This window comes from Enterococcus sp. DIV0170 (genome assembly GCF_051710765.1).
Lineage (GTDB): Bacteria > Bacillota > Bacilli > Lactobacillales > Enterococcaceae > Enterococcus_A > Enterococcus_A raffinosus.
This window is the reverse complement of record NZ_JBIOLG010000001.1, coordinates 1,141,093-1,167,952: the sequence shown is the minus strand read 5'-3', so window position 1 is coordinate 1,167,952 and position 26,860 is coordinate 1,141,093. Positions and strand designations below refer to the sequence as shown.

The following is a 26,860-nucleotide window of genomic DNA, read 5'->3' as shown; positions in this document are numbered from 1 at the left end:
CTTTTTTCCTAGAGCTGGGAAAAAGTAAAATGTTGCTGGGAAACACGCAAAAAAAGGCTGGACTCTGTTTCGTCCAGCCTTTGCATTATTCATACAACTCTTGTAAATGTGTTTCTTGACGCTTCATTCGAATCCATTTGTCTATCTCAGTAATTACTAAAATCAGGAGACCCGCTAAAATCGTGATCCCCCACTCAACAACACTCATTGGTGCTGTATGGAAGGCTTGTTGCATAAATGGCACATAGGTCAAAAGCAGCTGCAGCACTACCATAATTCCAATGATCAGGAATGCTGGCTTGTTGCTGAAAAATTCTTTTGACAAAGCAAATTTCGATGTACGAATGTTAAATAGATAAAAAATCTTGCTGACAACGATAATGTTGACCATCATGGTGCTGGCGGTAACTTGGTCCAAGCCTTGAGCCAACAGCCAATCATGAGCCAAGATACTGATCAGCGCCATTAAGATTGAAACATATCCCATCTGGAAGATGTCATGCTTGTTCATTAAGCGGCTGCCTGTTTTTTGCGGCGGTCGTTCCATGATTTGATCCTCTGCCGGCTCAAAGATAAAGGCAAATTGGATCGTGATCGCTGAAACCATGTTGATCCATAAAAGCTGCGTCGCTTGAAGCGGCATGTCCTGTTGCATTAAAATCGTGAAGGCAATGATCAATCCCTCAGCAAAGGAAGTCGGTAATAAGAACAAGATACTCTTCTTGATATTATCGTAAATCCGTCGTCCTTCACGAATCGCGATAGACATTGTCGCGAAATGGTCGTTCGTCAGAATCATATCTGCCGAATCTTTTGCGACATCGGTTCCTTCGATTCCCATCGCTACACCGATATCGGCACGCTTTAATGCAGGAGCATCATTGACCCCGTCACCAGTCATGGCTGTGACTTTGTCTCTTGCTTGCAGTGCTTCAATGATTTCAAGCTTGTTTTTTGGTGTTGCCCGAGCAAATACTTGGTGGGAGAGTGCTGCAGCTTCTTTATCCTCTTGAGATAGATTGTCCCATTCTTGGCCGGTAATTACTTGAATTTTTGGTGCCAGCCCCAGTTTTTCACCGATTGTTTTCGCGGTCAAGGGATGGTCTCCTGTAATCATCTTCACTTCTACCCCAGCTTTACGCATATCCTTTAAGGATTCGATTACTTCTTCCCTTGGCGGGTCAATAATCCCTGCGAGTCCCAGCAAGGTGATTCCTTCAAAAAGAATGTCATGACTAACTTCTGTTAGTTCAGACGGTACTTCCTTGTACCCTACCGCAACCACGCGTTTTCCTTGTTTAGAAAGCTCCTGCACCGTTTGAAGCCAATAGTCATCCTCTACTCTTGCCATTGGAAAAAGCTTATCTGGCGAACCTTTGATAAAAATCAATTGTTTCCCATTTTCGTCTTTGACTAATTTTGCCATGTAGCGGTAATCCGAATCAAAAGGCAGCATATCAACTTCTTTGTATTTTGATTCATATTTTTCACCAAAATACTTGTGATACAACGTTAAAAAGGAGCCGTCTGTTGGTTCCCCATTGATTGTCCAGCGTTTCTCTTCTTTATACAACAACGTGTCATTAGCCTGATAACCAGCTTCTAAAAATCGTTCAAGCTCATCAGATGCAGTCACTTCACGCCCTTCTTCCATTATCTTTCCTTTTGGCTCATAACCATTTCCACTGATCTCATAATGATGAGCGGATAGAAAAATATCCTTCACGGTCATTTCATTTTTGGTCAAAGTACCGGTCTTATCCGTGGCGATCACATCGACTGATCCTAGTGTTTCGACAGCGGGTAATGATTTGACGATGGTGTGCTTATTCTTCGCCATATCACTGACTCCCATCGCTAAAATAACGGAAGTCGTCGCTGGCAGACCTTCAGGAATCGAACCAACAATCATTGTTACGATCGCTAAAGATAGAACAGTTAATGAGTAAGTTTCAAGTAAAAGACCTAAGCCGAAAAGTAGTATTGCTGCCCCAATCACAACATAAGACACGCCTTTACCTAATCCATCAATTTGCTGCATCAAGGGCGATTTTCGCGCTTTTACTTGACCAACTTCTGTGGAAATCTGTCCAATTTGGGTATGCTCTGCGGTAGCCATAACCACGCCTAAGCCGCTTCCATTCGTCACCGAGGTGGAAGCGAAGGCACGATTAAACTGCTCGGCTAGAGGAACATCCATCTCTATTAAATCCTCTGCCGTTTTTTCAATGGAATCGGCCTCACCAGTCAACGAAGCCTCTTGAATACGCAGATTGTCGCTGTCGACAATACGTAAATCAGCCGGTAAGCTATCGCCAGCCTCTAGGAAAACAACGTCGCCCACTACTAATTCCTCTGTTGGAACATCCATTCGCTGACCGTCACGGTAAACTGTCGCTTCCACCGCCAACATCTCTCTGATTTTTTCTAAAGCGTCGGAGGCATTGGCTTCTTGATAGTAGCCGATCAATGCGTTGATTACGACAACCAGGCCAATAATAATCGCATCCGAATAATGTCCCATAACAATCGTTAACAGCGCCGCAATGATCAAAATATAGATGATCATATTATGAAATTGTCGGATAAATAGCCGCCACTTAGAAACCTTTTTTGTTTCCAGCTTATTGGGACCATTCCTTAATAACCGCTCATGCGCTTCTTTCGTAGACAAGCCTTGTTCAAACTCTTCATTTGGATAGTCCTTCACTAAATTCTTGATACTCTGGTAATAATCTTCCTTCATTCGTTCTCTTCTCCTTATTTTTTGAATACGACAAAAAAGCACCTTGTTTTTCACAACGCACTGAAAAAAGCCTATTCTTTTTGAAAATAAGGAATCTTCTGCTTAATTAACGACGTCTCACCGGCGTCAGGGTCCATGCGCCACTCACCTCCAATTTTTTTATTAATACAACTGTATCAAAGCGCTAAAATTTCGTCAATTTTATCGAATCGGTTTAAGAAAAAAGCAAAAACACTGCTTTGCTTTTTTCTATTCTCACTAAAATTTCCTAAACCAAATTTCGTAAAGTTTTTAGTAATGTTTTAAAACGCTCTTCTGTCAGTAACGACTGAAATTCTTCCGAGTGCTCAATTAAATCGGCCATTCCCTTAGCAATAAACGCAGGGGAGACAGAAGGATCTTTTAGCTCAAGTCTATCAAAAAGCAAATCATCCAAGTTTTCATTCAAGGCAAAGACCGTCTTTAACGCCGGAATAAATTGTTCTAACTCGAGCAGCGCCGCTTGGGTATCTCCTTGTATAGCTGAAATCTCAGCCTTAGATAAATAATAATTTGCATTTAATCCACTGATTCTGTCCATATGAAGCAACTTATCAAGTTCAATGCCGATTTCTAGAATGGCCTTGGCTTTATCATATTGTTCATAATTTCTTGCGATTTTTACTAAATTATAAAGGTGCAGACTGATATCCCGTACTTGTTGGAATATGCACATCTGACTTAACTTTAAGGATTCCTCAAATTCTTTCTTTCTAAAAAGAATGTTGGTTTTCATCATTCGTGTGTCATAATCCGTATTCGGTAATTCTTCAATCACCTGTTCAGCTTTATCTAACTCATCATTCATCATGTATAGCCCTGCTAATACGTGAAGGGACGCGTGTCGGAGTTCGAGGGTCTCTGAAAAACGGAGTGCTTCAAAAAGTCGTATAGCAGCAGTTAACTGCTGATTTGCCAACTCTTCATCGGAAGAAGCGCCTAAATAGAACATATACAGCGAGGCCAAACGAAATTTTAAGCCATCATCGTTCGGATACTCTCGCAGCAAAGCTTGACAATACGTCATCGCTTCTTGACTATTCCCCGTCTCAAAAATAGACCGAGCGTCCTGTTCAAATCGAGCTACTTCGCTGTCACTTAGGTTTCCTTTAAAATTGACCAGTCGATCTACGTTTGTTTTTAATAGTCGTGCCAAAGGACTTAGCAATGAAATATCTGGATAGGTACTGTCTGTTTCCCATTTTGAAACAGCGGCTGTCGATACTCCTAGTGTAGCAGCGACCTGCTCTTGAGTCATTCCTTGATCTTTCCTAAGCTTCTGTATTGTTTTGCCCATCAACAATGCCATCGAAATCACTCCTCTCTTTTCACTCTTAGTGTACCATTATCAGGTAGTGATTATAATGGAGTGCTTGTTAAACTATTTGGTGTTTTTGTTAACCATTGAGACTATAAAAAAAGCATAACGATCCAGCTAGGAAACGTTATACTTTTATAAATTATACAGTTGCTAAATACTCAGAGAACTTATTCAATCCAGCTATTAACTCCTCCGTACTGCAGCCATAACCGATTCGAACACAGGATTCAAACTCAAAACAATCCCCCGGAGTAAACAGCAAGCCATAATTGTTGATTAAATCAAGACAGAGCTCTATGCTTGAACGATCAAAATCATAATAAAGCAATGTGACCGTTCCCGCTTGAGGTTTGACATATGTGATATGAGGTTCCTTCGCTATCCATTCATCTAAAATTCTCAGATTTTCTCGAATGATCTGCTGATTTCTCGCTAAAATCTTATCCTTATTCTCCAAAGCAATCGCCGCCAACTCTTCATCAATCATTCCGCAGCTGATCGTATTGTGGTCACGATGAAGCAAACATTGCTCCATCGCTTCTTTATTTTTCGTTGCGATCCAGCCCAAGCGCAGACCGGCTAAAGACCACACCTTAGACATGCTGCTAACACTGATTCCTTTATCATACAAATCAGCGATCGATGGACTTTCCACCTCAGCCTGAGTCAATCCGCGATATGTCTCATCTGAGAGAATGTACGCTCCCACATCTTCAGCAATAGCGATGATTTCTTCTAACATCTTTCGATTCATCAAAGAACCGGAAGGATTGTTCGGATTATTTATAATGATCAGCTTTGTTTTTTGACTGACTAAACTTCTAACTTCCTCTATATCCGGTAAAAAATTATTTTCTGGTGTCAACACATGCTGCTTCACAGTTGCATGAAAAGACTCTGGAATCGAATATAACTGTTGATACGTCGGTAAAACAGCGACCACTTCATCCTCTGGCTCGACCAGTGAATAAAGGACTAAATGATTGGCTCCGATCGCACCATGGGTCGTTGTGATGTCCTCTTCTTGAATCGTTTGATACAGTGAAGCGATCCCTTGCTTGAAATGTGGATTGCCGAAAATATGCCCATAAGTCAAACGCTTTTGTGTCAGTTCATTCAACGCTTCTTGTTTATCCAATCCGGCGATTTCAAACAATTCATCCATACTGATCGAGTCAACGCAAGTTTCTCCTGTATTATAGATCGCTTTCTCCTCGTGCTCATTCATCCAGAGTTCTACTTTAAATGGTGCTATTTTCATTTGGTTTCTCCTTATTTTCGTTAATTATTTTATTACCAAAAATCCATCGTTCTATTATTATAGAGGATAACCGCTAAGCTAGCTAGAAAGATTTCATTTTTGGACGATTAAAAAAGCAGCCCTTTCGCTGCTTAATCTGAGATATTATTCGTTAAATTCATCACTTCGATAAAATCCGAACAGCTGCCAATGATCAATTGTTCGATCTCCGGTGTCGGATCAATAAAATTCTTGATGTGGATACAGTTCAAGCCGGCATTGACCGCAGACAGTATGCCATTAGGCGAATCTTCGTAAACTAAAATTTGATCAGCCGGCTGTTTAGCGGCTTCGATTGCTTTGTGGTAGATTTCAAAGTCTGGCTTTCCTTTGCTTACTTGATCGCCGTAAATACCGAAGGAAAAGAATGAATCCAGTCGCAGCGCTTTAAGAATATATTCTGCTTCTTCTTGATAACTGGATGTGACGATGCCACAAGTAACACCTGTTTTTACTAAATACGCTAAGTACTCCTGGCAGCCGTTGGTTATTGAAAATATCGCCTTTCTTTGGGCTTGTTTGCGTCTGTCCATAAATTCCTCGAATAAGCGATCAAACATTGGTAGCTCTCCGAAGTGATTTTGAAACTTTTCTTTCAAAATGGAAGTTGGCGACCCAACCACATGTTGATAAAACTCTTTCTCTAAATGGTAGCCTTCTTGCGCCATTAATTCCTGCCAGATAGAAAAATAGTATCGTTCAGAATCAATCAATGTTCCGTCCATATCAAACAATGCTGCTTTCATTTCGTCCTCCCTACTCAAAGAGCACCGAGCCGAAGCCCGATGCCATCCTTTACTCAAGATTTGCATGACGATAATCCATGTCCGTCTGCTCTTGTTTTAGTTTCTTTTTCAAATCAACGATCATCGAATCATAGACTAACCACGACAACTGCTCGAAAGATGAGCCATTTGGCTGAATTGACGGTGCTTTTTCAGTCGGATGATCCCCTGTCGAAATACCGGGAATCTGAACCAATGCATCAGCCAGTGTTCCAATCGGATTCTTCGGATAAATCGTAATCGTTGCTAGCAATGCTTTCTCGCTCTTGGCTTTTTTTGCCATATTCACTAACCCTGATGTACGACCCGATCCTGATCCGATAATGATCAAATCATTTTCCCGGATTGAAGGTGTTGTTGGCTCTCCGACAAAATACACAGTAAATCCTAAATGCATCAAACGATTAGAAAATGCGCGTGCCGCAAAACCAGAACGCCCTGCACCAGCAATGAAAATTCTTTTTGCCTTCAAAATCAACGCCTCTACTTGTTTCAGCTGTGCTTGATCGATCTGCTGGGCATCTTCAGTTAGCTCCACTAAAATACTCTGCAAATTTATTGATGGTGTCATAATCTTGTCCTCCACTAGGCTTTTGCTAACATCGCTTCTTTGATCAAGCGAGCTTCTTCTACTGGATCAGGTGCGTGAGTAATGCTGCTTCCAACAATAATAATATCTGGATTTAGTGCCACATACTTATCGATTGTCTTACTGCTGATCCCCCCAGCTACTGCGATTTTCGTTTTCTTCGCACAAGAAGTCATTACCTTCAAATCATCTAGCGGTGTCCGCCCACAAGCCTGCTGATCTGCTCCTGTATGAACAGCTAAGACATCCACTCCTAGTTCTTCCATTTCGGCAATTTTTTCTTCAAGATTTGCAACGCAGATCATATCCACCACTACTTGTTTTTCAAAATCAGCTCCGGCTTTCACACATTGTTTGATTGTAGCAACATCGGTGACCCCCAAGACTGTGACATACTCAGCTCCCGCTTCAAAGCCCAGCTGTGATTCATAATAGCCGCCATCCATAATTTTTTCATCGGATAAAATTTCTTTATCCGGGAATTTTGCTTTAAAACGGCGGACAGCTTCCATTCCAGAATCAATCACAAATGGTGTGCCAATTTCAATAATATCGACATGTTCTTGTACTTTTTCTGCAAAAATCAATGCTTCCTCTAATTTTAACTCGTCCAACGCTAGTTGTAATTTCATTTTTCCACCCTTATCCTTTAATAGTTTTTCAACCCGACTGCTTGTCCTGCTGCATCTAGCAATTGTGTAATCTCTTCATCTAAATCAACGATCGTAAGTGAAATCCCTCCCATATCCAACGAGGTGACAAAATTGCCAACATAGACTTTTTCGACTTGATGCCCTTGTTCCTTCAGCGTTTCCAAAACTTGCCCGCAGATTACGTATTGTTCCATCAGCATGGTTGAACCTAGTCCTGAAATCATCACTGCTAGTTTCTTTTTTTCATCGAATTCAAAATCTGTCAAAATGGCCTTGGTCATCTCAATCGCGATTTCCTGCCCATTGCCCAATGCTTTCTTCTCGATCCCCGTTTCCCCATGATGACCGATCCCAAACTCCATCGTTCCTAGATCAATTAAGAAGTTTGGTTTCCCAACCGCTGGAATCGTGCAGGGGGTAAGTCCTACACAAATACTTCTGGTTCGATCCACCACTTTTTGTGCCACTTCGATAACGTCAGCTAATGTACCGCCGGCTGCCGCTTTGGCTCCGCCTACCTTCCACATGAAGTACCCGCCAGCGATTCCGTGACGTTTTTCACGAGTTGCCTTAGGTGAAGAGGCGATATCATCTGTCGCTACCACATAGTTCACTTCAATGTCCTCTTCTTCAGCCATTTGGATCGCCATTTTGACGTTCATATTATCTCCCGCATAATTGCCAAAAAGACAGGCAACACCCTGACCATTGTCAGCTTCGATCATCGCATCTAGAAATCCTTGAGCAGGTGGGGAAGCGAAAACCTCCCCAATCGCTACAGCATCAAGCATCCCTTCACCTATATATCCGAGAAACGCTGGTTCATGACCACTGCCGCCTCCTGTGATGACGCCGACTTTTTCTTTTTTATCCTTAAGTGTCACCACTCGATCATTTAATGGCGAAAGTATCACTTCTGGATGTGCAGCTGTAAATCCCTTCAGCATATCCTCGACGATAAAATCTGGATCATTTACAAAAATTTGCATCGTTCTTACTCCCCCAATAATTCATTTATTGTGTTAACTATCGCTTCGATGATTAAATAACAGGAAGTCGCACCTGCATCCTGATACCCAATCGAACGATCACCGATGCGGCTTGCTCGTCCAATTTTGGCCGGGATCTTTTTGGTTGCTTCTAATCCCGTTTTTGCCGTAGCAAGTGATTGTGTTAAGCACTCATTGAAAGCTTCTCCACCGTCAACTGCTTTTTCATAGGTTTCGATGGCAGGTACTAATACATCAATCAAGCTTTTATCGCCAACTTTGGCATCCGTTAAGTCTGAGAGATTTTGATAAGCCTTCTTTAACATTGCAAGCATCACTTCGCGAGTAATCGTCTCTTCTTTTCTTGATGCAGCACTTAGACCTCTAAAGAAGCTCCCGTATAACGGTCCCATCGAGCCGCCGATTTTATTGACTAGTACCTGACTAATCACCTTCAGCCCATCACTCATTGTGTAACAAGGTAGTTCATCCAATTCTTGCCTAGCAAAAGTAAAGCCTTTATTCATATTGATGCCATGATCCCCATCGCCGCCATGACTGTCCACTTCGCTCAAATTTTCCTTATTCGTCTGAATCGCAGCAATGATGGCATCGACAATTTTGCTACCCTCTTGATTAGAAAAATCTGTTCTCATGCTTTTCCCTTCTTTTCCAGAAATTTCTGATAATTATTTTTAATGACTGGGTGCATCCGACTCTCTAGTGGTATTTTGGTAAAATGAACGATTGCTTCATCAATTCCATGCTCTGCCACAAAGGCTAATAATTCCATAGATTGCTCATCTGCTGGATTATCAAATAGAAATGCCGCCGCGATTCCTTCTAACAACCGTTCGTTTTTCAGACCTAGCTCTTCACATTGCACACAAGGTCCGACTAAACGTTCTTCTGGCTGCAGCTTGCGAATGGGCGAACGAGACACTCTTGTGATCCAATCTTTGATTCCCGGTGTCTGATATCGAGCCATAATAAAGTCAATATAATCCGTCATATCTTCTTCAGTAAATCCATGCTTTTCCATCAATAAATGAGCCGATTCCCACATGGTCTCGCGAATCATGCTAACTAATTCTTCATTATGAAAAACATCTTGGATTATTGAGTACCCATTAACAAAACCCATATAGCCTGCCCATGCATGACCACAATTCACCACATAAAGTTTTCGCTCGATGTATTTTTTCAGATTAGTCGTATAGACAGCGTCCTTGATTGGCTTATTTGCTGGATCAACCAGTTTGGATTCTTCGATCACTAACTCGTGATCTCGACCAATATCGATTGTCTTTTTCCCCTCATGCTCCGATGCTAACACCATCCGATCTACGGCGGTGTTAGGGAATGCTGCAATACCGTCTAGCCACTCTGCGGCTGAAGAATCCAGTGCAAGGATCGCTTTACGCAAAATCTCGCTGTTGAACATTGCATTCTCACAGGCTAAAATATTTACACGTTTTTCGCCGAGAGCTGCACGTTTCTTTAACCCTTCCAGAAGGACTGGTGCGATCTTTGGCAGGTTTTCTGCCCAGACTGCCGTTGTGAGCAAATCAGTGGTACTAATTTTTTCGATGATCTCTGACTGATCTTCAATCGAAGACAGTCCGTGGATATGTGTTAACTGCTTTTTCTTGTACTCTTCATTGATCAGGTATAAATCAAAGGTTTCCGTTTCGTTTATTTGACTGACTAGTTCTTGATCAATATCAACAATCGTTACTTCATAATTGGATTCATGCAATAAATCAGCAATAAAGCCGATCCCAATACTTCCGCCCCCAAAATGTAATGCCTGTTTCATTAAACGACGACCTCCTCAAAAATTTTAAGAATCTCTGCTTTAGATGTTGCCTGACGAAGGATCTCAACATTTTCCATTTCAGAGCAGATGGTTGCGATCTGGCCTAAAATCTCTAAATGCTCATTATTTTTTCCTGCAATACCGAAAACTAAGTAAGCCGTGTTTCCATCGAAATCAACGCCCTCTGGTACCTGCAATAATGAAATCCCCGAAGAATAGATTTTTTCCACCGACTTTACGATCCCATGAGGAATCGCAATGTTGTTGCCGATATAGGTTGATACTTCCTCTTCTCTAGCCAGCATGTCTTGGAGATAGCTTTCTGCCACGTAGCCATTCTCAACTAATATTTCTCCAGCTGCTAAAATGGCTTCGACTTTATTTTCATAGTGCTGATTCAGTTGGATATTCTCATCTTTAAAAATTTTCATTTCCACCTCTCGCAATCTATAGGATTTCATTTATTTTTACCAAATATGTCTTTAAATCATTTGTTGAGCCAATTTTGGTCAAATCATCGACATGATCAAAAAAGATTTCTTTGACTTGGCTATAATACTTTTGGCTGATCTCTGAACTCTTTTCCGCAGTATCGATTACGACTAAGTAATAGTTCCCCAACCGTTTGGAGCTGTCTGAAATCAATTGAATCCGATCTCCTGATAGTGCAGCATTTTTTCTAACGATAAAGAGCACTGTTCGATTCTGCTGCACAGACGTCTGAATACTATTGGTCAGCTTGGCCTCATCCACCTCCAAAAATACCGCTAATTGTTTTATTGCCTCTCTTTTTTTCCTGACACGTGTGAGGAAGATTTCCTTTTCGCTAAACCGGCAATGTTTCATCAGCTCTAACGTTTTTTGTGCGTAAAACATTTTCTGGACCAAATGCTTTTCAAATTCTTCTACATTCATCTGTTTTTGTCGCTGAATAGTTTTTAGATCTGTGTATTTATGATTGTTAATTTTGGTCTGAACCAACGCCAATTCTTGTTCGTTCAATAAAGGAGAAACCTTCAAATATTCTTCTGGCGCCAAGGGCAGAGGAATCGTGGATAAAACCAATTCATAATCGTTTACGTTTTTATTGTGCAAATCAGTTAGTGAGATGATATCCTTCACGTAGACTTCTGGTACTTCATATTCCAAACGGCTGGTGAGCATTTTTGACGAGCCCATACCGCTGGAGCACACAATTAGTACGCGAAAAGCTTTATTCGATAGTTTGTCGATCATCATTACAAAATACAGAACCAAAAAGCACAATTCATCTTCTGGGAAAAATTCTTTACCGAATACTTCTGAAGCTGCTTTACTTACAATTTCAAAGATAAACAAATAATTTTTCTTGATCTCATCTTTCATAGGGTTTCTAACAAACAAACCACTATTAATACGTGTGACAGCCTTTCTTAAATGAACAGATAAGTCACGGATTTGCCGTTCATTTCCATGCAATTTGACCCCTAATTGCGTTTCAACATTATTTACCATTTCCTTCACAGAAAGCATAATATCTCTCTCAAAATGTGGAAGTGCAAATTCATTTGGAGATTCTTGTTGAAAATATAAATGAATGATCCATTTTAAGTAATCTAAAAAAGCTTCAGGATGACTTTTTTCCGCTAAAACATCTCTTTGTTTTTCGATCATTCGATGATAAAGTTTTTTTCCTGTTTGATTCAGCTCAATTGCGACCGTGTCTATCGTATTGTTAGGCAATGCAGTCAGATGACAGACATTGATCCATAATGATAATAAGATGACCAGCTCCTGCAAATCATTATCATCAATATCTGCCTTAAGCTGACCCATCTGCTCATACACAAAATGGAGCGGCTCACTGATTTTTTGAAAACAAATCTTCTTATAAAATGAATCCTTCGAATGTTTTAGTAAAAACCATGCAATAAATTCCGATGAAGCGACGTGTTTTGTCAAGATATCTAGGATTAGAATATGACGATTGATCATCTCTGCTTCTAATCGAATCCCTTCTCCTTTTTTAGAAATAACTTGTATCCCTTTTTCAGGCAGGTTGTCCGTTAGAAAAGCAACATCTTTTTTGATCGTTGAAAGAGAGACCAGCAGTTCTGCGGCGATTGCTTGCATCTTGATAAAGTCCTCTTCCAACAACAAAATCAATGTGACTAAATCAACCCGTTCCGTTACAGAAAGAATTTGATGAATATTCTGTTTTTGAAAGGCCTGTTTCAACGCCGATAGATTTTCCGGCTTCCCTTGAATCTCAAACCCTTCCGATGGAATTGACACTAATTCCAGCTGAAATGTCTTCAACGTTGCCTTAATATTTTTCAATTCTCTGTAAACAGTCCGTTCATTGATATTCAATCGATTACTAATATCTTGTACTGTATGCTTATTTCTACTATTTAACAGAATTGTTAAGATAGAGCTTTCTCTGGTAGATAAATACATCTAGATTCCTCCCCATCCTTAGTAGAATTCATCATACTACACTAAATTGAGAGCGAATACGGCTTATTCACCATTATTTTCTTTGATAAATTTTATGAATCGATCGTATTCACTGTTGTCCAAGAAATTCTTGATCGTCAAGATCGGTACTTGTTTATCCTTTGTTAGACCCTTTACTCTTTCCAGCAGAATTTCATTGGTAATAATTAAATCTGCATCTTCTGGAATGTTATCTACCGAAACGTTTTTAACTGTAACTTCTAGCATGTTTTTCCGTGCTTTCGTATTCAGCATCGAGGCTCCCATCGCACTAGAACCCATTCCAGCATCACAAGCGATAATGACATTTCTGATTGGTTTGCCTGTGTGCGTTACATTCTCTGCTACGATTGGTTCTGGCATTTCTGTTTCAAACGCTTCAGCAGTAGAGGCACCTGCTCCTTCTAAGGCCAATTCTTCTTCCGCAGCCAGATCTTTTTTCAAGCTTAGCCTTAGGAAAAAGGCGCCGACTAAAAAGGAAACTAAAACAGCTGAAGCATACATCGCGATATTTACGACGAAATTTCCACGAGGTGTCATCATTAGTAAGGCTAAAAAGCTTCCTGGTGAGACTGCTCCCACTGTTCCACCGCCAAATAATTGACCGATAGCTAGGGCCGTCATATTCCCGGCGATTGGTGCCAAAATAGTGATCGGTTTAATCATGGCATACGGAAAGGCGACCTCACCGATCCCTCCTAAGAATTGGATCAACATGGAGGCTGGCGCTGATTTTTTAGCCATGCCGGTGCCGAACATGGAAAAGGCGATCAATAACCCAACCCAAGCGCCGCCGTTTGCTTCCACTAGGAATAAGAGCGATTTGCCTGTTTCCAATACTTGTTGTGTACCTAATGGAATCATGATTCCGTGGTTTACTGCATTATTTAAGAATAAGACCTGTGCCGGTTGGACAAAAATACTAGTTAATGGAATCAAGTTCCGTGCCATTAACCAGTCGACTCCCCCAGAAATGAAGGATAGAATCACTGCGAAAACGGGCTCGACTGCTACGAATCCGATTAGAGCAATCGCAAAACCGAGAAAGCCTAATGAAAAGTTGTCTACCAGCATTTCCAACCCTGGTTTAACTTTTCCTTTAAGCAGCTCGTCGATTTTCTTCATTAAAATCGCGCCGATCGGTCCCATAATCATGCCGCCGATTAACATCGTGATATCTGCACCGACTACTACCCCCATTGTCGCTAAGGCGCCGATGGCACCGCCGCGTTTTCCATAAACGTTATAGCCGCCGGTATAACCAATTAAAACAGGCAATAAATAATTCAAGATTGGCGGAACTAACTCATTTAAATGTTCGTTGGGTGTCCATCCAGTTGGGATGAAGAATGCTGCCATCAGACCCCAGGCAATAAATACACCGATATTCGGCATCACCATCGAGCTTAAAAATCCACCCATACGCTGAATTTTCGCTCGCCAGCTGTTCGCATTTGCAGGTTGCTGAAACTCCATTTTCTTTTCCTCCTTGAGAATACTCTTTTTTAGAAAGCGCCTTCTGACATTAATTATAGGGGGCGTTATTCTGAAAAGCTATCGCTTGAAAGGACACCTTTGTCAGGCACTCTCTGTCAAAAATACTCTTGTGAAGGGAAACTAAATTCATTAGGCTTTAAGTACAAATAACTATTGGAGGCGTCTATATGTCTGTAAAAGAACACACACAGGAAATTATTGAAGAGCTATCAACTTTCGTGGCGTATGAAAAGGATGAGGAACTTGATCAATTAGTAACAGCCATTTTACAAGCGAAAACTATTTTTCTTTCTGGAGCCGGCCGCTCTGGTGTAGCCATCACAGGTTTTTCGAATCGATTGCTTCACTTAGGTTTATCCGTTCATTTAGTTGGAGAAATTAGTTGTCCTAGAACGAAGAAGGGGGATCTTTTGATTATCGGCTCTGGTTCCGGAACGACACCTAGTTTGGTAACGCTTGCGAAAAAAGCGAAAGGCAACGGTGTTTCCCTTGCTTTATTAACGATGGATAAAGAATCTGAAATGGCCAAAATGGCTGACGTGGTAGTCGTACTTCCTGGAGTATCACCAAAATTAAAAGAAAACAATCTTACATCAATCCAACCGATGGGATCAGCATTTGAACAGATCAGTTTCTTGACCTATGATGGAATTATTTTAGAGCTGATGGAGAGAATGAACGAAACTGGTGAGACGATGCTAGAACGACATACCGACTTGGAATAAAATGCAAAAAAAGTGGTGCGTAATCAATTATTGTATGATTACCACCACTTTTTTCTTCGTATTCTATTTCCCGCTAAAGATTTTTATCGCTCGAACATAATCTTCTTTCAGTGCTTTTGTTGTTACGTTGAGACAGTCTTCCAAGAAATACTCTTGCGATTCCTCCTTCAAGTAGTCCTTCAGCGCGGCAGCTCCCGCCTGATTGGCATAGGTATAGTAATTAATCTTCGCAATCCCGTTTGCAATCGCTGTTTGATAATCTTCAGCAGCGATGCCTGAACCGCCATGCATGACTAACGGAATACTGACTTCCTCATAGATTTCTTTTACACGATCCAAATCCAGTCTCGGCTCTTTCAAGTAAATTCCGTGAACTGTCCCGAATGCTATCGCTAAGCAATCAACGCCTGTCGCATCGACAAAGGTTTTTGCCTGATTGGGATCTGTATAGATATCCTTGTCCCCGATTTGATCATCATCTGGTGCGCGTCCTTCCCCACCACCTAAAGAAGAAGTAAAGACATGCCCCAACTCAGCTTCCACACTGACACCCAAACTATGAGCGACTTTCATGATTTCTTTTGTCCGTGTGATGTTTTCCTCAAAAGGCAGATCAGAAGCGTCGATCATCACTGAGGTAAAGCCAAGTTTCATCGCCTGAAGGATCACATCGAAGCTTTTCCCATGATCTAAATGAACGACTACTGGAACACTGCTTTGTTTAGCATATTGGAGCATAATTGGGCCGATTTCTTCTAATGAAATCAAGGTGCCATGGCCCTCTGCATGCTGCAAGATAACTGGCATTTCCGCCTCTTCTGCAGCCTGAATAGCTGCTCGTACCATTTCCAAGTTTGGCACATTAAATGCGGCAATCGCTTGCTTTTCTTCGCGCGCGTTTTCCAAGACCTCTTTTAAATTTGCTAACATGCAACCTCCTCCTTCAATTGATTGACTTCAACAACGATGTTGCTCGCTAAGGAACGCATCGTTTTGTATGCCGTGCTGTCTCTATTGATAAAATTAGGAATCAGCCAAATGTCGTGCGTTTCTTGCTGGACTGTCAATACGACCTTGATCCGGCCCAATTTCTGGATCTTTTTCTTTACTGTCCTTTCCGTTTTTTCTTCTATGACCTGACAATTTTTGATGGACGAAAATGGATAAATTTCTGGTTTTAATTTTTCTTTCGTATATTTTTTATGGTTGGGCAAACAAATCTTTTGATTCTTATCATCAAAGAAAATCAATTGATTGATTTTTCTAGAAATTTCAAATGTCGGAGTAGTCGTTTCCTTTGTTGAGCCTTCGAGAAGTGCTAAAAGCTCGTCTTTATTCTTGGTTTTGATCGTTTGAGTAAAATTAACGCTGACTTTTTCATAACAGCCTTTGCAAACATAGCCATCCGCACATTTGAACTTAATCAGTTTTAATGGCCCGCCGCAGATCAAGCACTCTTTCATTCTTCGTCACCTCTCAAATTTATTAATAGCTCAGTCAGTTTTAAATACTTTTTATATCGTTGATTGTACTTAACAATAAGTTCCGGGTCAGGCTGGATTAGTTGAGCAGCATTGATTGGAAAAGTAATCTTTCCTTCTACGCTAATAATCGCTAAAATCGCTGCCCCGTGGACCGCCTCCTGTGAGGTCAACACACGCCTGATTGGATAACCTAGAACATTAGCAAAAATTTTTATCCATATTTCACTTTTTGCACCACCGCCGACAATCGTGAAATACGCTGGCTGTTGCTCGTTTTTCATAGCATCGAACAATTGTCGAATACCAAAAGCCAGGCCTTCCAATACAGCTAAATACATTTCAGCTCTGCCTGTATCCAGTCCCAAACCTATAAACGCCCCTTTTAAATCCGGTTCAGCAAAGAGGGTTTTCTCGCCGTTCATATGCGGAGAAAAGAAAACCTCATTCTCCCCCAATAAGGTTAAGGAAATTTTTTCCTGCTCTTCGGCGTAGTTATCTGTTTGTAAAATATCCTCCAACCACCAGCTGTTAATTTTTGCCCCCGCCTGGACAGTCCCTTGGGTAATGATGGAATCATCCGCTTCAGTAATTTTGGCTACAACGTTTTTTCCTTTAGATTTGAGCTGGTGCTGGCTGTTGGGAATGACCAGCACCCCTGAGGTTCCTAAAGAAACCAACGGCTGCATACTCTCAAAGCTACCAGAAACTAAAGCCGACGCGACATTATCTCCCGTTCCTGAAACAACTGGAATAGGCTTTGTGATATTCAACTGATGACATATTTCTTCAGTCAATCCTCCAACAACTGCTGAAGCGGGCCGAATCGCTGGAAATAGCTGTTTATCTAGTCTAAACAAGGTTTGGACTTCTTCCGACCAATCATCACTGTTCAAATCATATAAAGAAGAGGTCGATGCGTCACAATAATCGGTGGAAGCAACCCCAGTCAATTTTAATTTCACATAATCTTTAGCAATCAAAAACTGGTTAATCTTTCCAAAAGTTTCCGGTTCATGCTCTCTCACCCACAACAAGCTTGTTAATGGGCTGCCGGTGGAAACAATTTTTGCGATATGTGCACTCTTCTCATTGCTTTTTAGACGCTGTTTTATTATCGGAAGAATTTCTTTGGTTCGATTATCGTTCCACATAATGGCTGGTCGGACAGAAAAACCGTGTTTGTCTACAAACACGGTCGTGTGCATCTGCCCAGTAATCCCAATTCCCTTGACCGTTTCCGCAGGGATTTGTTGAAATAACTCTTGTAACCCATTGATGGTGATTTCTACCCATGTATCAGGCTCAATCTCCGTCCAGCCCTTTTTTGGAATCAGATAATCATAGGCATATTGTTTTTCAAAAATCGTTTCTAACTGGTTAGTAACTGCGGCCACCTTGATGGATGTGGTCCCGATATCTAGTCCAACATAGACAGATCCACTCATTTTTCTTCCTACTTTCTTCTAATCAAAGGTAATAATGGTCTTCAATGTGTCCGGACGTAGCGCATATTCAAAGGCATCTACGGCATCTGTATAATCAAACGTCCTCGCTAATAACGGAGTAACATCTACGATCCCTTTTGCGATCAACTGAACGGAGCGATAAAAGGTTGGAACTTTCGGACTAACTGTCCCAGTAATTAATTTTTCATAGGAATGGACGATTCCCATATCCGTCGGTACAGGTTCATTGGGATGCAGCGAACTAAACATAAAGGTTTGACCACCTGTTGCGGTTAAGTCCATCGCTTGTTTCGCAATTTGCGGAAGCGCGGTAGTATTAAAAACAACTTCGGCTCCGCGACCATCTGTTTGTTCTTTGACAAAAGCTACTGCGTCAACTTTTGTTGGATCAAAGGTCACATCCGCACCCAATTCTTCCGCAAGTTTTCTGCGTTCTTCATTGGGCTCGCTGAGAATCACTCGAGTACCAGATAATTTTGCTAAAATAACATGGAACAGGCCCATGACACCGCCGCCGATTATGACAACATCTTGACCAAACATCAACTGAGCACGTTCCACACTGTTTACTACACATGCAAGTGGTTCAGTAAATGCACTATGTGTGAAAGGAACCTCCTTGGGGTATTTATAAAGATCCCGACTTTTTACTGCGATATATTGTGACATCCCAAGAAAGCCGGAAATACCGCCAGGATTTTGAAAAGTCGTTGATTTAGCGACTTCAATACATAGATTCTCACGACCCGTTTTACAATAATGACATTCTCCGCAAGCCGGAATGATATATTTCACTACATGATCCCCGACATCAAAATGTTCAGGATTCACTTCGCTGCCGATTTCTACCACTTCGCCGCTAAATTCATGACCACCAATTCTAGGATACGTGTAATTCATATCTCCTAAATAATCACGTAGATCATTGGTACAAAGGCCATTTGCTCTGACTTGCATCAACACTTCATCTTTTTCAATTTCAGGCATCGGCAGTTCTTGAATCTCTAACTGCTTGACTCCTGTTTCAACAATTGCTTTCATTCTTTCGCCCCTAACCTAAAATTCCAAAGAATCCAGTAACAATTCCGACTACGACAATCAGACCAATGATCTTTAAGGAAGACCAGCCGCGTTTCATTAACCAATAAATCAGCATTGTGAAAGCAAAGGGTAAGATATTCGGCATTACTGCATCCAGAAACTGTTCCTGAACCTTAAAGGTCGTAGTTGAGCTGACGATTTTTAACGCTACATGGATTTTTACATAGCTGGAGATCAAGCCGCCCATTACCATGCACCCCATGATTTCAGCGCCGCGCAGAACTTTGTTTAGCAGTCCTTTCTCAAGGAAATCCATGACGGCATCTGCCCCGGCTCGATAGCCAAACATGAAATTGGCGTAACTCATTCCCCAAGCAATTGCGATGATCGCTACGGCATAAATAATCGAACCCCAAATGGTCCCCTTCAACGTCAAATCAATACAGATTGCCAATAAAATAGGAATCAATACCCCTTGGAATATCGTATCACCGATTCCTGATAAGGGACCCATCAAGGAAGTTTTCAAACTTGTAATAAATTCACTGGGAATCGCCACTCCTTTGGCCTTTTGTTCTTCCAAAGCGATGATCATGCCGATAATACATGAACCGAACTCAATATGAACATTAAAGAATTCGATCTCACGTTTCATCATTTCCTTCTTCTTTTCTGGATCATCGCTGTGCAGTCGTTTAGAGATAGGAACGAAAACATGGGCAACAGCTTGTCCCATCATCCGTTCATAGTTGTAGCAGGTTTGTGGTAAATTTTCCCAAATCAGCCAAGAACGGAATAGATCTTTTTTACGAATCAAACTTCCTTCTGCCTCTTTACTCATAGATTTCATCCTCCTCTGAATCAGATTTATTGCCTGTCGCTTGTACATAGATCAATGCGGTTAATCCTGCGATTACACCCAATGGTAATAAGTCCAGACCAGAATAAGTAGCCAAAACAAAGCCTAAGAATAAGAAGACCCGCGCTTCTCCTTTAAAAATATATTGCAAAGTAATAGCCACCCCTAAAGCCGGCATCATTCCACCAATAACGGTGAAAATTGTCAACGCGGTACCACTTAACGCTTCAATGAAACCAGAAATATAACTTGCGCCGAAATAAGCGGCTAGGCCACATGGAATAATCGTAATGACCGCCGTTAGAAGCTGCGGGAACAGAACATTGGCTCGCCAAATCTTATGGTACTCACCTTTTTCGATATAATTATCAGCCACATGCACAAAGATTGAACCAAAAGTCATCCGTCCATACCAGACGATCGTCCCTAACAATCCGATCGGTACTGCTACTGACAACGCTGTTTTCGCATCTAATCCGCCTGTTATGGCAAAAGCTGTTCCTAAAATCCCGGCTAATGCCATATCAGCAGGCATTGACCCTCCGGCAGAAATAAATCCTAGATAAACTAAGTTGATTGAAGCTCCTGTCATTGCCCCCATTAAAGGGTCACCCAAAATAATCCCCGTAATAAGTCCGCACACCAACGGCCGCTGTAACGACCACAACCCGACGAAGGGCAGATTTCCTATTGCTAGAAAATACACAACCCCACATAGAAAAGCTTGAAAAATCGACATACATTTTTCCTCCTTTTTTATAATAAATTCGTAATCTCAATTAAGCGTTGTTCCGGTACTAACTGGTAGAAAACATGGACCCCTTTATCCACCATTTGGCGAATCGCTGCTACTTCTGCTTCATCACAGGCAACATTTTTGATGAATGGCTTTCGTTCATCACGAATACCCATTCCACCAAGATTAACCTGCGGCAATTCAATCCCGCCCTCAACTAATTTGGCGTAAGTAATCGGCGTTTTGGTTAATAATAAAATCCGCTCTTTTTCGTTATAAGGTTTTTTCAATTCAGCAATACCTTCTTCTGTTGTAAAGGCATCCACGCGAACTTTAGTCGGTGCCAACGCTTTCAATATTCTTTTTTGGAATGGATCGCTGGCTACAATATCATCAATGATGACAATATGATTGATACTGTAAGTTGGTGTCCAGGCTGTAACTACTTCTCCGTGAATTAAACGATCATCTACTCTAGCAAATACAATGTTTTTCATGTTTCTCGCTCCTTTTTTAATCTTCTAAATTTACTCCTAAATAATGGTTTACATCGATAAAGGTCGAGGGAGCCTCTTCCAATAATTTTGTACAAATAACTTCAGCAGAATTATCTTCGTTCATACGTGACATGAATGCTTCTAATACCATGGGTAAGTTCATTCCCGTAATATGACGAATAGGAAAATCTCCCATCAAAGCAACCACCGCATTAAAAGGGCTGCCGCTAAATAAATCCGTAAAACAAATGATGTCATTCCCACCGCCAAACTCTTCAATCGCCGATTTCACTTGATCTTTTAAGCCGCCAATATCATCCTTTGGGTATAAGCCAAAAGCTTTCGCCTCTGTTTGTTCACCAACGATCATCTGCGCACTTCCTAAAATACTTTTTGCGAGATCACCGTGGGATACAAAAATAAATTTCATACTTGCTCCTCCTATTTCCTACTAATGAATAGATTTTTCAAATTACGAAAAATCCTTTATGTTCAAGCCGTATACCATTCCACTAGTTCTTCCTAGTTTTTTCATTGTCGCTTTTCAATTTGCTCACTTACTTTATTCACTGCAAAAAAGTGGAACTGCCATCTTATTTCCTACTAATGATTTGATTTTTCAAAACACGAAAAATTTTTTATGTTCGTCTTATTCACTTTATTTTTAAATATATTCTTCCAATAGCTGGGAAAGGTTTTCTCTAAAATTATCAAACGTCGGATCTTTGATAACCCGATCAACAAAGCCTTTTTCTTGAATGATTTTAGCCAGATAATTCCACAGCTGGAATACCTTTGCATTATTTTTTTCAATGGCCACCAGCATGACTAGCCGTACCCGATTACCATCTGAATCCCAATTCATCTCGTTTTTCAATAAAATGACAGAAACAAAGGTTTCAGCCAAAATCGGGTTAATCGGATGGGGCAACGCGATGCCATTTCCGAAATAGCTGCTTCCCAGCTCTTCCCTTAACTCAACAGCCTCTCTTAATTGAAAGACTTTATCGCCAACTTTTGAAACGGAAATGGAACAAATCTTATCCAACACTTCCTTCTTTTTGGTAAACTGACCGAAGTGGAAAAGCTCTTCATTAAATAAATTTACGATCTCAAATTTATCGTTAAATCCATCAATCGCCAGTTTAATTTTGGAATACTCCTGCTCACTCGGGAAAAAGCTGATCAAGATCGCGCCCATCTGATCTGTCAGTTCTGTTTGCTCTGTGGTAAAGATCACATCGTAATCTTCAATATCGAGCGAGCTAACTTCATGCGTATTGACTAACGTTAAAATCGTAATTTCATTGGAAAACCAGGTAGCAAAACGCTGTCTCAACAAAATACTCTCACTGCGTTTCAAGCTTGTGATGATCAAAATTCTTTTTTTCCCAGAAATGTCATTGTATTTAGCCAAATATTGATTGAAGTAAATCGCGAGATAGGCAATCTCACCTTCTTCAATTTTTTTGTCAATCGAGTTTTGCAATAAAAGACACATATACGCTGCTATATCAAATCCTAATGGAAAAGACTGCTTGATTTGATCCAGTAATTGGTTTTCATTTTGAATGTTGTACTCAATTCGTGTTAATAACGGCATCAGATGTAAAGCCAATGAGATTCTCAAATCAATTTCTTGGCGAAAATCAATATCAAATTTTTCATTGATTTCCTTCAAAGCGTGAAGAATGAAGGTATTGACTTCTTCGGAGATGTAATCATCATTTTCGTAATCACTTTTTCCCTTGATGTAAATCGCCAAGTTAATGATTTCTTCTTGGGAGATTTTGAAATAGGAGCGCTCAACTAGACGATGGAAAATCTCCGCTGATACCTCCATCTCAGAATCAAAGTCTTCGATTCCCTCAAATTCTTCAGAGCCGATGTAAAAACCGTTGTTCATTCGTTTGATAGACATTTCAATATGAACGATCAGGTTTTGGAACAGTGTTTCTGAAATATGGAAGTGATGCTTTAACAGAACACTGACTAGTACGGTTTCAATGTCTTGACGAAAGGTCTCTTCACAACCCATACTGCTCTGCTCCTGATGAATCTCTAAGTGCCCCAGCTTCAGCAAGCATTTCCTTTTGTCATATTCATTTCCTCGAATAAAGATGCCGGAATTTCTTTTGCGTTCCACACTCAAGTGATAATTGCTGAGCAGCTTATCGGCTTCCTTTAAATCCGTATTCAGTGTAGATGAAGCAATAAATAGCTGATCCAGCAATTTTTGACGATTGATAGGTCTTTTTTGGTTCAACAGCAATACACACAATTTCCTAACTCGATCCGATTGGCTGGATTCATTTACCGCCTCTTCTTGATGGAGATCCGCTCGCAGCGCAGTATAGTCTTTAATAATTAAATGACTGCCTTTAGATGCGACCGAAATCAGTTCAGCATAACTGCTGGTTTCCAAATACTCTCTTACTTTCTTAATATCCGATTGAACGGTACGCATACTCACTTGAAATTTATCAACAAAATGGTCAGCGGTTAAAAAAGAGGGACTGTGTCTTTCGAATTCTTGAATCATTTCTTTTTGCCTTTTATTTAGCACGTTATCCCCCTCCTTATTCCTATTCATGTTTTTATTTTTGATGCCGTTTAGCATTCCGCTATATAGCTTTATTTCCTACAAGACTTTAGGTTCGTCAGCTCACCTATATTCCTGTTAAAAAAGGAATTGAAACTTTTGATTTAAAAATTATTTTTCATTTACTTCGGCAATGATCGCCTTCACACGCTCTTCAACATTTTCGATGGCCGATTTTGACAGTGCCATAATATCAAACTCATTATGATTGCTTTCGTAGGCTTGACCAAATGTACGAATAAAGGCTTGACGCAGATCAGAACCGTAATTCACTTTAATAAGATTTTGTTTTTTTGCTCTTCGAACTTGATCAAAAGGAATGCCCGAGCCCCCATGTAGCACTAGAGGAACAGAAGAGATATCTGCGATTTTTTCCAGTAATGGAAAATCTAAGTTAGGTGTTAAGTCCATCCCGTGGACATTGCCAATAGAAACCGCCAGTAGATCACAATTGGTTCTTTCAATAAACTCCTTCACATCATCTGGGTTCGTTTTAGCATCTTCTTCAGATACATGATCGTCTTCCTTACCACCGATCGCTCCTAACTCTGCCTCTACCGGAATACCATAAAAGTGACAGTATTCAACCGTTCTTCTCACCTCTTCAATATTCTCTTCAAAAGGTAAATGAGACGCATCTACCATAATTGAGGTAAATCCGGCCTCGATGCAAGCTTTCACATCCTCAAAGCTTTTCCCATGATCCAAATGCAGCGCAACCGGAACAGACGCATTTTTCATCGCTGATTTAACCATATCCGCAATGATCTTCGGACTAGAGAGTTTTAAATTACTAGATGAAATCGCAATGTATCCACCTAACCCTTTTTCTTCATAACCGCGGATAATTCCGGCTGTTAATTCATAGTTGGTCGTATTGAAAGCAGGTAAGACCAATTCTTTTTCTTTTGCATAGTCCATTAACTTGTAGCCATTTACTAATTGCATGCCGTGCCCTTCTTTCTCTCTTGCTATCTGAATCATATAATGAAAGAAGTCTTCTTGGCGCCGAACTTTCTGCAGGATGAATCATGCAACTTTCCATAATTATGCGGGAAAAGGTAAGTGAGTATTACAGAAATCCTGTATTATATAGGATCTTTTTAGAGCCAATGGAGGATGGATTCGAGGAAATTTTCTTGATGATAATTAGTAACAGAAAAGTTGCAGGATGAATCATGCAATTGTCGTTTGTTGTGAGGTACAAATTTTCTCTTTTTTAACTGTTGACCAAAACAGCTGATTTATAGCTTAATTATCTCAAATTTTTATAACCGTGAGTATTTGTTTTTTTATATAAAGATACGATTGAGGAAATAAAAAATAGGAACTCAATGAGTCCCTATTTTCAGCTGAAAAAAATCTCTTTGGCTTCCGTACAACGATTCTGTACTTCTTTGCTCTCAAAATAACTTTGATGAAAATTATCATCGACTAAAAAACGTTTTGATTCATATAAATAGGAATATTTATCTAAGAGTCTGTCAAACGCTTGTACCTGATTTGGGTCCGCCTGAACAATTTGATAGTCGATCTCATAATCAAAATGTGAATAGCTTGCCTTCAAAGCACCAAAGGAAACCGCTTCTTCCATCTTGACTACAGAAATCTCTTTATTTAGAGCATCTGCTTTTAACTGTATTCCTTTTGATTCCATGTCAAATAAACGCCAAGAATCACCGAGCGCGCCTTGTGGTCACCGCTTCTTTTTGCTTGAATTGAAGTTCTTCATGAGATTACGCGTTTTCTTCGTTATTTTTATTGATGGTTTCGTTTCAGGGATTTGAGTCTGGCTTGTTTTTGCTGACTCGCCATCATGGGCAGCCCCAACCGAGGCCAAGGCTGGACTTAATTTCTCCTCCGGGGCTATCGCTGTCGAAGTTGCTGTCTGTTGTGTGCTGCTCTTGCTATCTGCAGGATCTGATACAATCCTAGCGTCTAATTGTGACTGCGGAGACGTGAGTTTTTCAAAGGGTGCCTCATCAAAACCTTCACCAACTAATTCTGATTGTTCCGCCTGTACAGCAGCTTCCACTTCTTTGAAGATTCCTTTAATCAGTATAATCAGTTCGCTTTTTGTCATGGATTCTAAATTCACTTCTTCAAAGAAATCCCCAGTTACTGTTGATTCTGACGGGCTTTTTTCTATAGTAGTTTCCTTATTTTTGACAGACTCCTCCGGTGATTTCTTCTTCGCTGCTCGTGAAGAATAGATGACTGTCGTCCCTGTACATTCACAGTCTAAGAATTTCACAAAACGACGCACCCCATCTTTTTCAAAAATAGTGAAGGAGTTAAATATTCTCAAAATACGCTGGTTTTCTGCAAGTGTATTGCGACCATCCACGTCTCTCATACGAAACGTATGCTTTTTGCCATTCGCATCGTCAAAGTGGGCCACCATAATATAACTCTCATAGTGCTCTTCAAGCACGGCAGTTCCTCTATTTTTCAAATAGCTGTCATAAAGACACATCGTCTTGGTTTCCTTAAAATACTCCTTCTTACTTTTAAACAGACGAGAAATGACCTTTTCCCATTCTGACTCTTCCACATAATCTTTCAAAAAAGGACAAAACTTTCTCAAGACATCACTTGGTTCTGTATGGAAAAGCAGTTCTTGAACCACTTCTGGACAAGGGAAAGAAAAATCACTTACCACTAACGCGTTTCTCACAATAAGCGCAACAATGTACTCTGTCACAAGATCAACATTTTTTGTCGCTTCCCAAAATTTCTTTACTTTCACTTCAATGTTGGCTCTCTTCATTGTTAGTAATTGACGCTGTGTAAGTGGTTTGCTTTCCATTTCATTCGCTCCTTTTTGAATGCGTTTTCTTAAAAACTATTTTGCCTGAAAAGCAACGTTTTGCGCATCCAAATTTTTTATAAAAAATAATGTGATTGATCCTATATAACATTGCCAAAAGCCATAACTGCAATAAACAGAAAAAGAATAAATAAATCTTCAAATAACACCTAAATAAATTGACAGATTAGAAGAAACAAAACCTGAAACCTTCTAAAAAAACAATAAAAAAAAGCCAAAAAGATAATTTTATAATCTTTTTGGCTTTTATAATTTTTTTGTTTTATAGATATATTTTTTCTGTTATCATACTCATTCTACAAAGAATTTGAGCACTCCAAAATCAGACAATCTTTTCATAGCAAAATCTTTTGGCTTTGCATGAATAGTCTTACTACTTATTATGGTAATTCCATCAGCTCTTA

At 40.4% G+C, this 26,860-nt stretch carries 25 protein-coding genes; 1 reads left to right on the top strand and 24 read right to left on the bottom strand.

Features of this window, described 5'->3' with window-relative positions; genetic code table 11:
- Positions 1-85: 85 nt before the first annotated feature.
- The 12 genes from IGI50_RS05590 to IGI50_RS05535 all read right to left on the bottom strand — a co-directional run bounded on the left by IGI50_RS05590 (position 86) and on the right by IGI50_RS05535 (position 14,195).
- The gene (locus IGI50_RS05590; protein ID WP_438776417.1) at positions 86-2,746 is read right to left on the bottom strand and encodes an HAD-IC family P-type ATPase; all 2,661 of its coding nucleotides are present in this window, start codon (positions 2,744-2,746) and stop codon (positions 86-88) included.
- Between the two features lie 268 nt (positions 2,747-3,014).
- The gene (locus IGI50_RS05585) at positions 3,015-4,094 is read right to left on the bottom strand and encodes a helix-turn-helix domain-containing protein (RefSeq protein WP_438776416.1); all 1,080 of its coding nucleotides are present in this window, start codon (positions 4,092-4,094) and stop codon (positions 3,015-3,017) included.
- 151 nt (positions 4,095-4,245) lie between these two features.
- On the bottom strand, positions 4,246-5,367 hold the full coding sequence (locus IGI50_RS05580; RefSeq protein ID WP_438776415.1) for an aminotransferase: 1,122 nt from the start codon (positions 5,365-5,367) through the stop codon (positions 4,246-4,248).
- Positions 5,368-5,498: 131 nt separating this feature from the next.
- The gene (locus IGI50_RS05575) at positions 5,499-6,152 is read right to left on the bottom strand and encodes an HAD family hydrolase (RefSeq protein WP_438776414.1); all 654 of its coding nucleotides are present in this window, start codon (positions 6,150-6,152) and stop codon (positions 5,499-5,501) included.
- A gap of 49 nt (positions 6,153-6,201) precedes the next feature.
- Positions 6,202-6,762 carry a 6-phospho-3-hexuloisomerase gene (hxlB, locus tag IGI50_RS05570; protein ID WP_438776413.1) on the bottom strand — a complete coding sequence of 187 codons (561 nt, stop codon included), beginning with the start codon at positions 6,760-6,762 and terminating at the stop codon, positions 6,202-6,204.
- A gap of 14 nt (positions 6,763-6,776) precedes the next feature.
- Positions 6,777-7,412 (bottom strand): 3-hexulose-6-phosphate synthase, encoded by a 636-nt coding sequence (hxlA, locus tag IGI50_RS05565; RefSeq protein ID WP_438776412.1) that lies wholly within the window; start codon positions 7,410-7,412, stop codon positions 6,777-6,779.
- Between the two features lie 17 nt (positions 7,413-7,429).
- Entirely contained in the window at positions 7,430-8,422 is a 993-nt protein-coding gene (locus IGI50_RS05560) for a dihydroxyacetone kinase subunit DhaK (protein WP_010744430.1), read from the bottom strand.
- A gap of 5 nt (positions 8,423-8,427) precedes the next feature.
- The gene (gene dhaL / locus IGI50_RS05555; protein WP_438776411.1) at positions 8,428-9,078 is read right to left on the bottom strand and encodes a dihydroxyacetone kinase subunit DhaL; all 651 of its coding nucleotides are present in this window, start codon (positions 9,076-9,078) and stop codon (positions 8,428-8,430) included.
- Positions 9,075-10,241, bottom strand: coding sequence for a mannitol dehydrogenase (locus tag IGI50_RS05550; protein WP_438776410.1), 1,167 nt, complete (start codon positions 10,239-10,241; stop codon positions 9,075-9,077). Before IGI50_RS05550 ends, dhaL begins: the two co-directional genes overlap by 4 nt.
- Positions 10,241-10,672 (bottom strand): PTS sugar transporter subunit IIA, encoded by a 432-nt coding sequence (locus IGI50_RS05545; RefSeq protein ID WP_010744427.1) that lies wholly within the window; start codon positions 10,670-10,672, stop codon positions 10,241-10,243. Before IGI50_RS05545 ends, IGI50_RS05550 begins: the two co-directional genes overlap by 1 nt.
- Before the next feature lie 16 nt (positions 10,673-10,688).
- Complete coding sequence (locus IGI50_RS05540) at positions 10,689-12,680, bottom strand: BglG family transcription antiterminator (protein ID WP_438776409.1); 1,992 nt, start codon at positions 12,678-12,680, stop codon at positions 10,689-10,691.
- Positions 12,681-12,743: 63 nt separating this feature from the next.
- Complete coding sequence (locus IGI50_RS05535; RefSeq protein WP_438776408.1) at positions 12,744-14,195, bottom strand: PTS transporter subunit EIIC; 1,452 nt, start codon at positions 14,193-14,195, stop codon at positions 12,744-12,746.
- 188 nt (positions 14,196-14,383) lie between these two features.
- On the opposite strand from IGI50_RS05535, the gene hxlB (IGI50_RS05530) reads away from it, so the two are divergent.
- On the top strand, positions 14,384-14,941 hold the full coding sequence (hxlB, locus tag IGI50_RS05530; protein WP_438776407.1) for a 6-phospho-3-hexuloisomerase: 558 nt from the start codon (positions 14,384-14,386) through the stop codon (positions 14,939-14,941).
- A 63-nt stretch (positions 14,942-15,004) separates the two neighbouring features.
- Here hxlB (IGI50_RS05530) and IGI50_RS05525 read toward each other — a convergent pair whose 3' ends face one another.
- The 12 genes from IGI50_RS05525 to IGI50_RS05470 all read right to left on the bottom strand — a co-directional run bounded on the left by IGI50_RS05525 (position 15,005) and on the right by IGI50_RS05470 (position 26,435).
- Positions 15,005-15,871 carry a class II fructose-bisphosphate aldolase gene (locus tag IGI50_RS05525; RefSeq protein WP_438776406.1) on the bottom strand — a complete coding sequence of 289 codons (867 nt, stop codon included), beginning with the start codon at positions 15,869-15,871 and terminating at the stop codon, positions 15,005-15,007.
- Positions 15,865-16,404 carry a DUF4428 domain-containing protein gene (locus tag IGI50_RS05520; protein WP_438776405.1) on the bottom strand — a complete coding sequence of 180 codons (540 nt, stop codon included), beginning with the start codon at positions 16,402-16,404 and terminating at the stop codon, positions 15,865-15,867. Before IGI50_RS05520 ends, IGI50_RS05525 begins: the two co-directional genes overlap by 7 nt.
- Complete coding sequence (locus IGI50_RS05515; protein WP_438776404.1) at positions 16,401-17,870, bottom strand: xylulokinase; 1,470 nt, start codon at positions 17,868-17,870, stop codon at positions 16,401-16,403. Before IGI50_RS05515 ends, IGI50_RS05520 begins: the two co-directional genes overlap by 4 nt.
- An 18-nt stretch (positions 17,871-17,888) precedes the next feature.
- Positions 17,889-18,932 (bottom strand): alcohol dehydrogenase catalytic domain-containing protein, encoded by a 1,044-nt coding sequence (locus IGI50_RS05510; RefSeq protein ID WP_438776403.1) that lies wholly within the window; start codon positions 18,930-18,932, stop codon positions 17,889-17,891.
- Between the two features lie 10 nt (positions 18,933-18,942).
- The gene (locus IGI50_RS05505) at positions 18,943-19,773 is read right to left on the bottom strand and encodes a PTS system mannose/fructose/sorbose family transporter subunit IID (RefSeq protein ID WP_438776402.1); all 831 of its coding nucleotides are present in this window, start codon (positions 19,771-19,773) and stop codon (positions 18,943-18,945) included.
- On the bottom strand, positions 19,766-20,530 hold the full coding sequence (locus IGI50_RS05500; protein WP_222226622.1) for a PTS mannose/fructose/sorbose/N-acetylgalactosamine transporter subunit IIC: 765 nt from the start codon (positions 20,528-20,530) through the stop codon (positions 19,766-19,768). Before IGI50_RS05500 ends, IGI50_RS05505 begins: the two co-directional genes overlap by 8 nt.
- 17 nt (positions 20,531-20,547) lie before the next feature.
- Positions 20,548-21,024, bottom strand: coding sequence for a PTS sugar transporter subunit IIB (locus tag IGI50_RS05495; protein ID WP_010744416.1), 477 nt, complete (start codon positions 21,022-21,024; stop codon positions 20,548-20,550).
- A gap of 16 nt (positions 21,025-21,040) precedes the next feature.
- A complete protein-coding gene (locus tag IGI50_RS05490) occupies positions 21,041-21,454 on the bottom strand; it encodes a PTS sugar transporter subunit IIA (protein WP_438776401.1) in 414 nt (137 codons plus the stop codon).
- Positions 21,455-21,688: 234 nt separating this feature from the next.
- Positions 21,689-23,590: a BglG family transcription antiterminator gene (locus tag IGI50_RS05485; RefSeq protein WP_438776400.1), complete on the bottom strand. Its 1,902-nt coding sequence runs from the start codon at positions 23,588-23,590 to the stop codon at positions 21,689-21,691.
- Positions 23,591-23,737: 147 nt separating this feature from the next.
- Positions 23,738-24,574 (bottom strand): class II aldolase, encoded by an 837-nt coding sequence (locus IGI50_RS05480; protein ID WP_438776399.1) that lies wholly within the window; start codon positions 24,572-24,574, stop codon positions 23,738-23,740.
- Between the two features lie 400 nt (positions 24,575-24,974).
- Positions 24,975-25,283 carry a hypothetical protein gene (locus IGI50_RS05475; RefSeq protein WP_438776398.1) on the bottom strand — a complete coding sequence of 103 codons (309 nt, stop codon included), beginning with the start codon at positions 25,281-25,283 and terminating at the stop codon, positions 24,975-24,977.
- Between the two features lie 39 nt (positions 25,284-25,322).
- On the bottom strand, positions 25,323-26,435 hold the full coding sequence (locus tag IGI50_RS05470) for a hypothetical protein (protein WP_438776397.1): 1,113 nt from the start codon (positions 26,433-26,435) through the stop codon (positions 25,323-25,325).
- Positions 26,436-26,860 lie beyond the last annotated feature (425 nt).

What these genes read in the sequence shown, in the direction of transcription:
- IGI50_RS05590 (WP_438776417.1), bottom strand. Translation starts at nt 2,746, where the DNA reads ATGAAGGAAGATTATTACCAGAGTATCAAGAATTTAGTGAAGGACTAT.
- IGI50_RS05585 (WP_438776416.1), bottom strand. Translation starts at nt 4,094, where the DNA reads ATGGCATTGTTGATGGGCAAAACAATACAGAAGCTTAGGAAAGATCAA.
- IGI50_RS05580 (WP_438776415.1), bottom strand. Translation starts at nt 5,367, where the DNA reads ATGAAAATAGCACCATTTAAAGTAGAACTCTGGATGAATGAGCACGAG.
- IGI50_RS05575 (WP_438776414.1), bottom strand. Translation starts at nt 6,152, where the DNA reads ATGAAAGCAGCATTGTTTGATATGGACGGAACATTGATTGATTCTGAA.
- hxlB (WP_438776413.1), bottom strand. Translation starts at nt 6,762, where the DNA reads ATGACACCATCAATAAATTTGCAGAGTATTTTAGTGGAGCTAACTGAA.
- hxlA (WP_438776412.1), bottom strand. Translation starts at nt 7,412, where the DNA reads ATGAAATTACAACTAGCGTTGGACGAGTTAAAATTAGAGGAAGCATTG.
- IGI50_RS05560 (WP_010744430.1), bottom strand. Translation starts at nt 8,422, where the DNA reads ATGCAAATTTTTGTAAATGATCCAGATTTTATCGTCGAGGATATGCTG.
- dhaL (WP_438776411.1), bottom strand. Translation starts at nt 9,078, where the DNA reads ATGAGAACAGATTTTTCTAATCAAGAGGGTAGCAAAATTGTCGATGCC.
- IGI50_RS05550 (WP_438776410.1), bottom strand. Translation starts at nt 10,241, where the DNA reads ATGAAACAGGCATTACATTTTGGGGGCGGAAGTATTGGGATCGGCTTT.
- IGI50_RS05545 (WP_010744427.1), bottom strand. Translation starts at nt 10,672, where the DNA reads ATGAAAATTTTTAAAGATGAGAATATCCAACTGAATCAGCACTATGAA.
- IGI50_RS05540 (WP_438776409.1), bottom strand. Translation starts at nt 12,680, where the DNA reads ATGTATTTATCTACCAGAGAAAGCTCTATCTTAACAATTCTGTTAAAT.
- IGI50_RS05535 (WP_438776408.1), bottom strand. Translation starts at nt 14,195, where the DNA reads ATGGAGTTTCAGCAACCTGCAAATGCGAACAGCTGGCGAGCGAAAATT.
- hxlB (WP_438776407.1), top strand. Translation starts at nt 14,384, where the DNA reads ATGTCTGTAAAAGAACACACACAGGAAATTATTGAAGAGCTATCAACT.
- IGI50_RS05525 (WP_438776406.1), bottom strand. Translation starts at nt 15,871, where the DNA reads ATGTTAGCAAATTTAAAAGAGGTCTTGGAAAACGCGCGCGAAGAAAAG.
- IGI50_RS05520 (WP_438776405.1), bottom strand. Translation starts at nt 16,404, where the DNA reads ATGAAAGAGTGCTTGATCTGCGGCGGGCCATTAAAACTGATTAAGTTC.
- IGI50_RS05515 (WP_438776404.1), bottom strand. Translation starts at nt 17,870, where the DNA reads ATGAGTGGATCTGTCTATGTTGGACTAGATATCGGGACCACATCCATC.
- IGI50_RS05510 (WP_438776403.1), bottom strand. Translation starts at nt 18,932, where the DNA reads ATGAAAGCAATTGTTGAAACAGGAGTCAAGCAGTTAGAGATTCAAGAA.
- IGI50_RS05505 (WP_438776402.1), bottom strand. Translation starts at nt 19,773, where the DNA reads ATGAGTAAAGAGGCAGAAGGAAGTTTGATTCGTAAAAAAGATCTATTC.
- IGI50_RS05500 (WP_222226622.1), bottom strand. Translation starts at nt 20,530, where the DNA reads ATGTCGATTTTTCAAGCTTTTCTATGTGGGGTTGTGTATTTTCTAGCA.
- IGI50_RS05495 (WP_010744416.1), bottom strand. Translation starts at nt 21,024, where the DNA reads ATGAAAAACATTGTATTTGCTAGAGTAGATGATCGTTTAATTCACGGA.
- IGI50_RS05490 (WP_438776401.1), bottom strand. Translation starts at nt 21,454, where the DNA reads ATGAAATTTATTTTTGTATCCCACGGTGATCTCGCAAAAAGTATTTTA.
- IGI50_RS05480 (WP_438776399.1), bottom strand. Translation starts at nt 24,574, where the DNA reads ATGCAATTAGTAAATGGCTACAAGTTAATGGACTATGCAAAAGAAAAA.
- IGI50_RS05475 (WP_438776398.1), bottom strand. Translation starts at nt 25,283, where the DNA reads ATGGAATCAAAAGGAATACAGTTAAAAGCAGATGCTCTAAATAAAGAG.
- IGI50_RS05470 (WP_438776397.1), bottom strand. Translation starts at nt 26,435, where the DNA reads ATGGAAAGCAAACCACTTACACAGCGTCAATTACTAACAATGAAGAGA.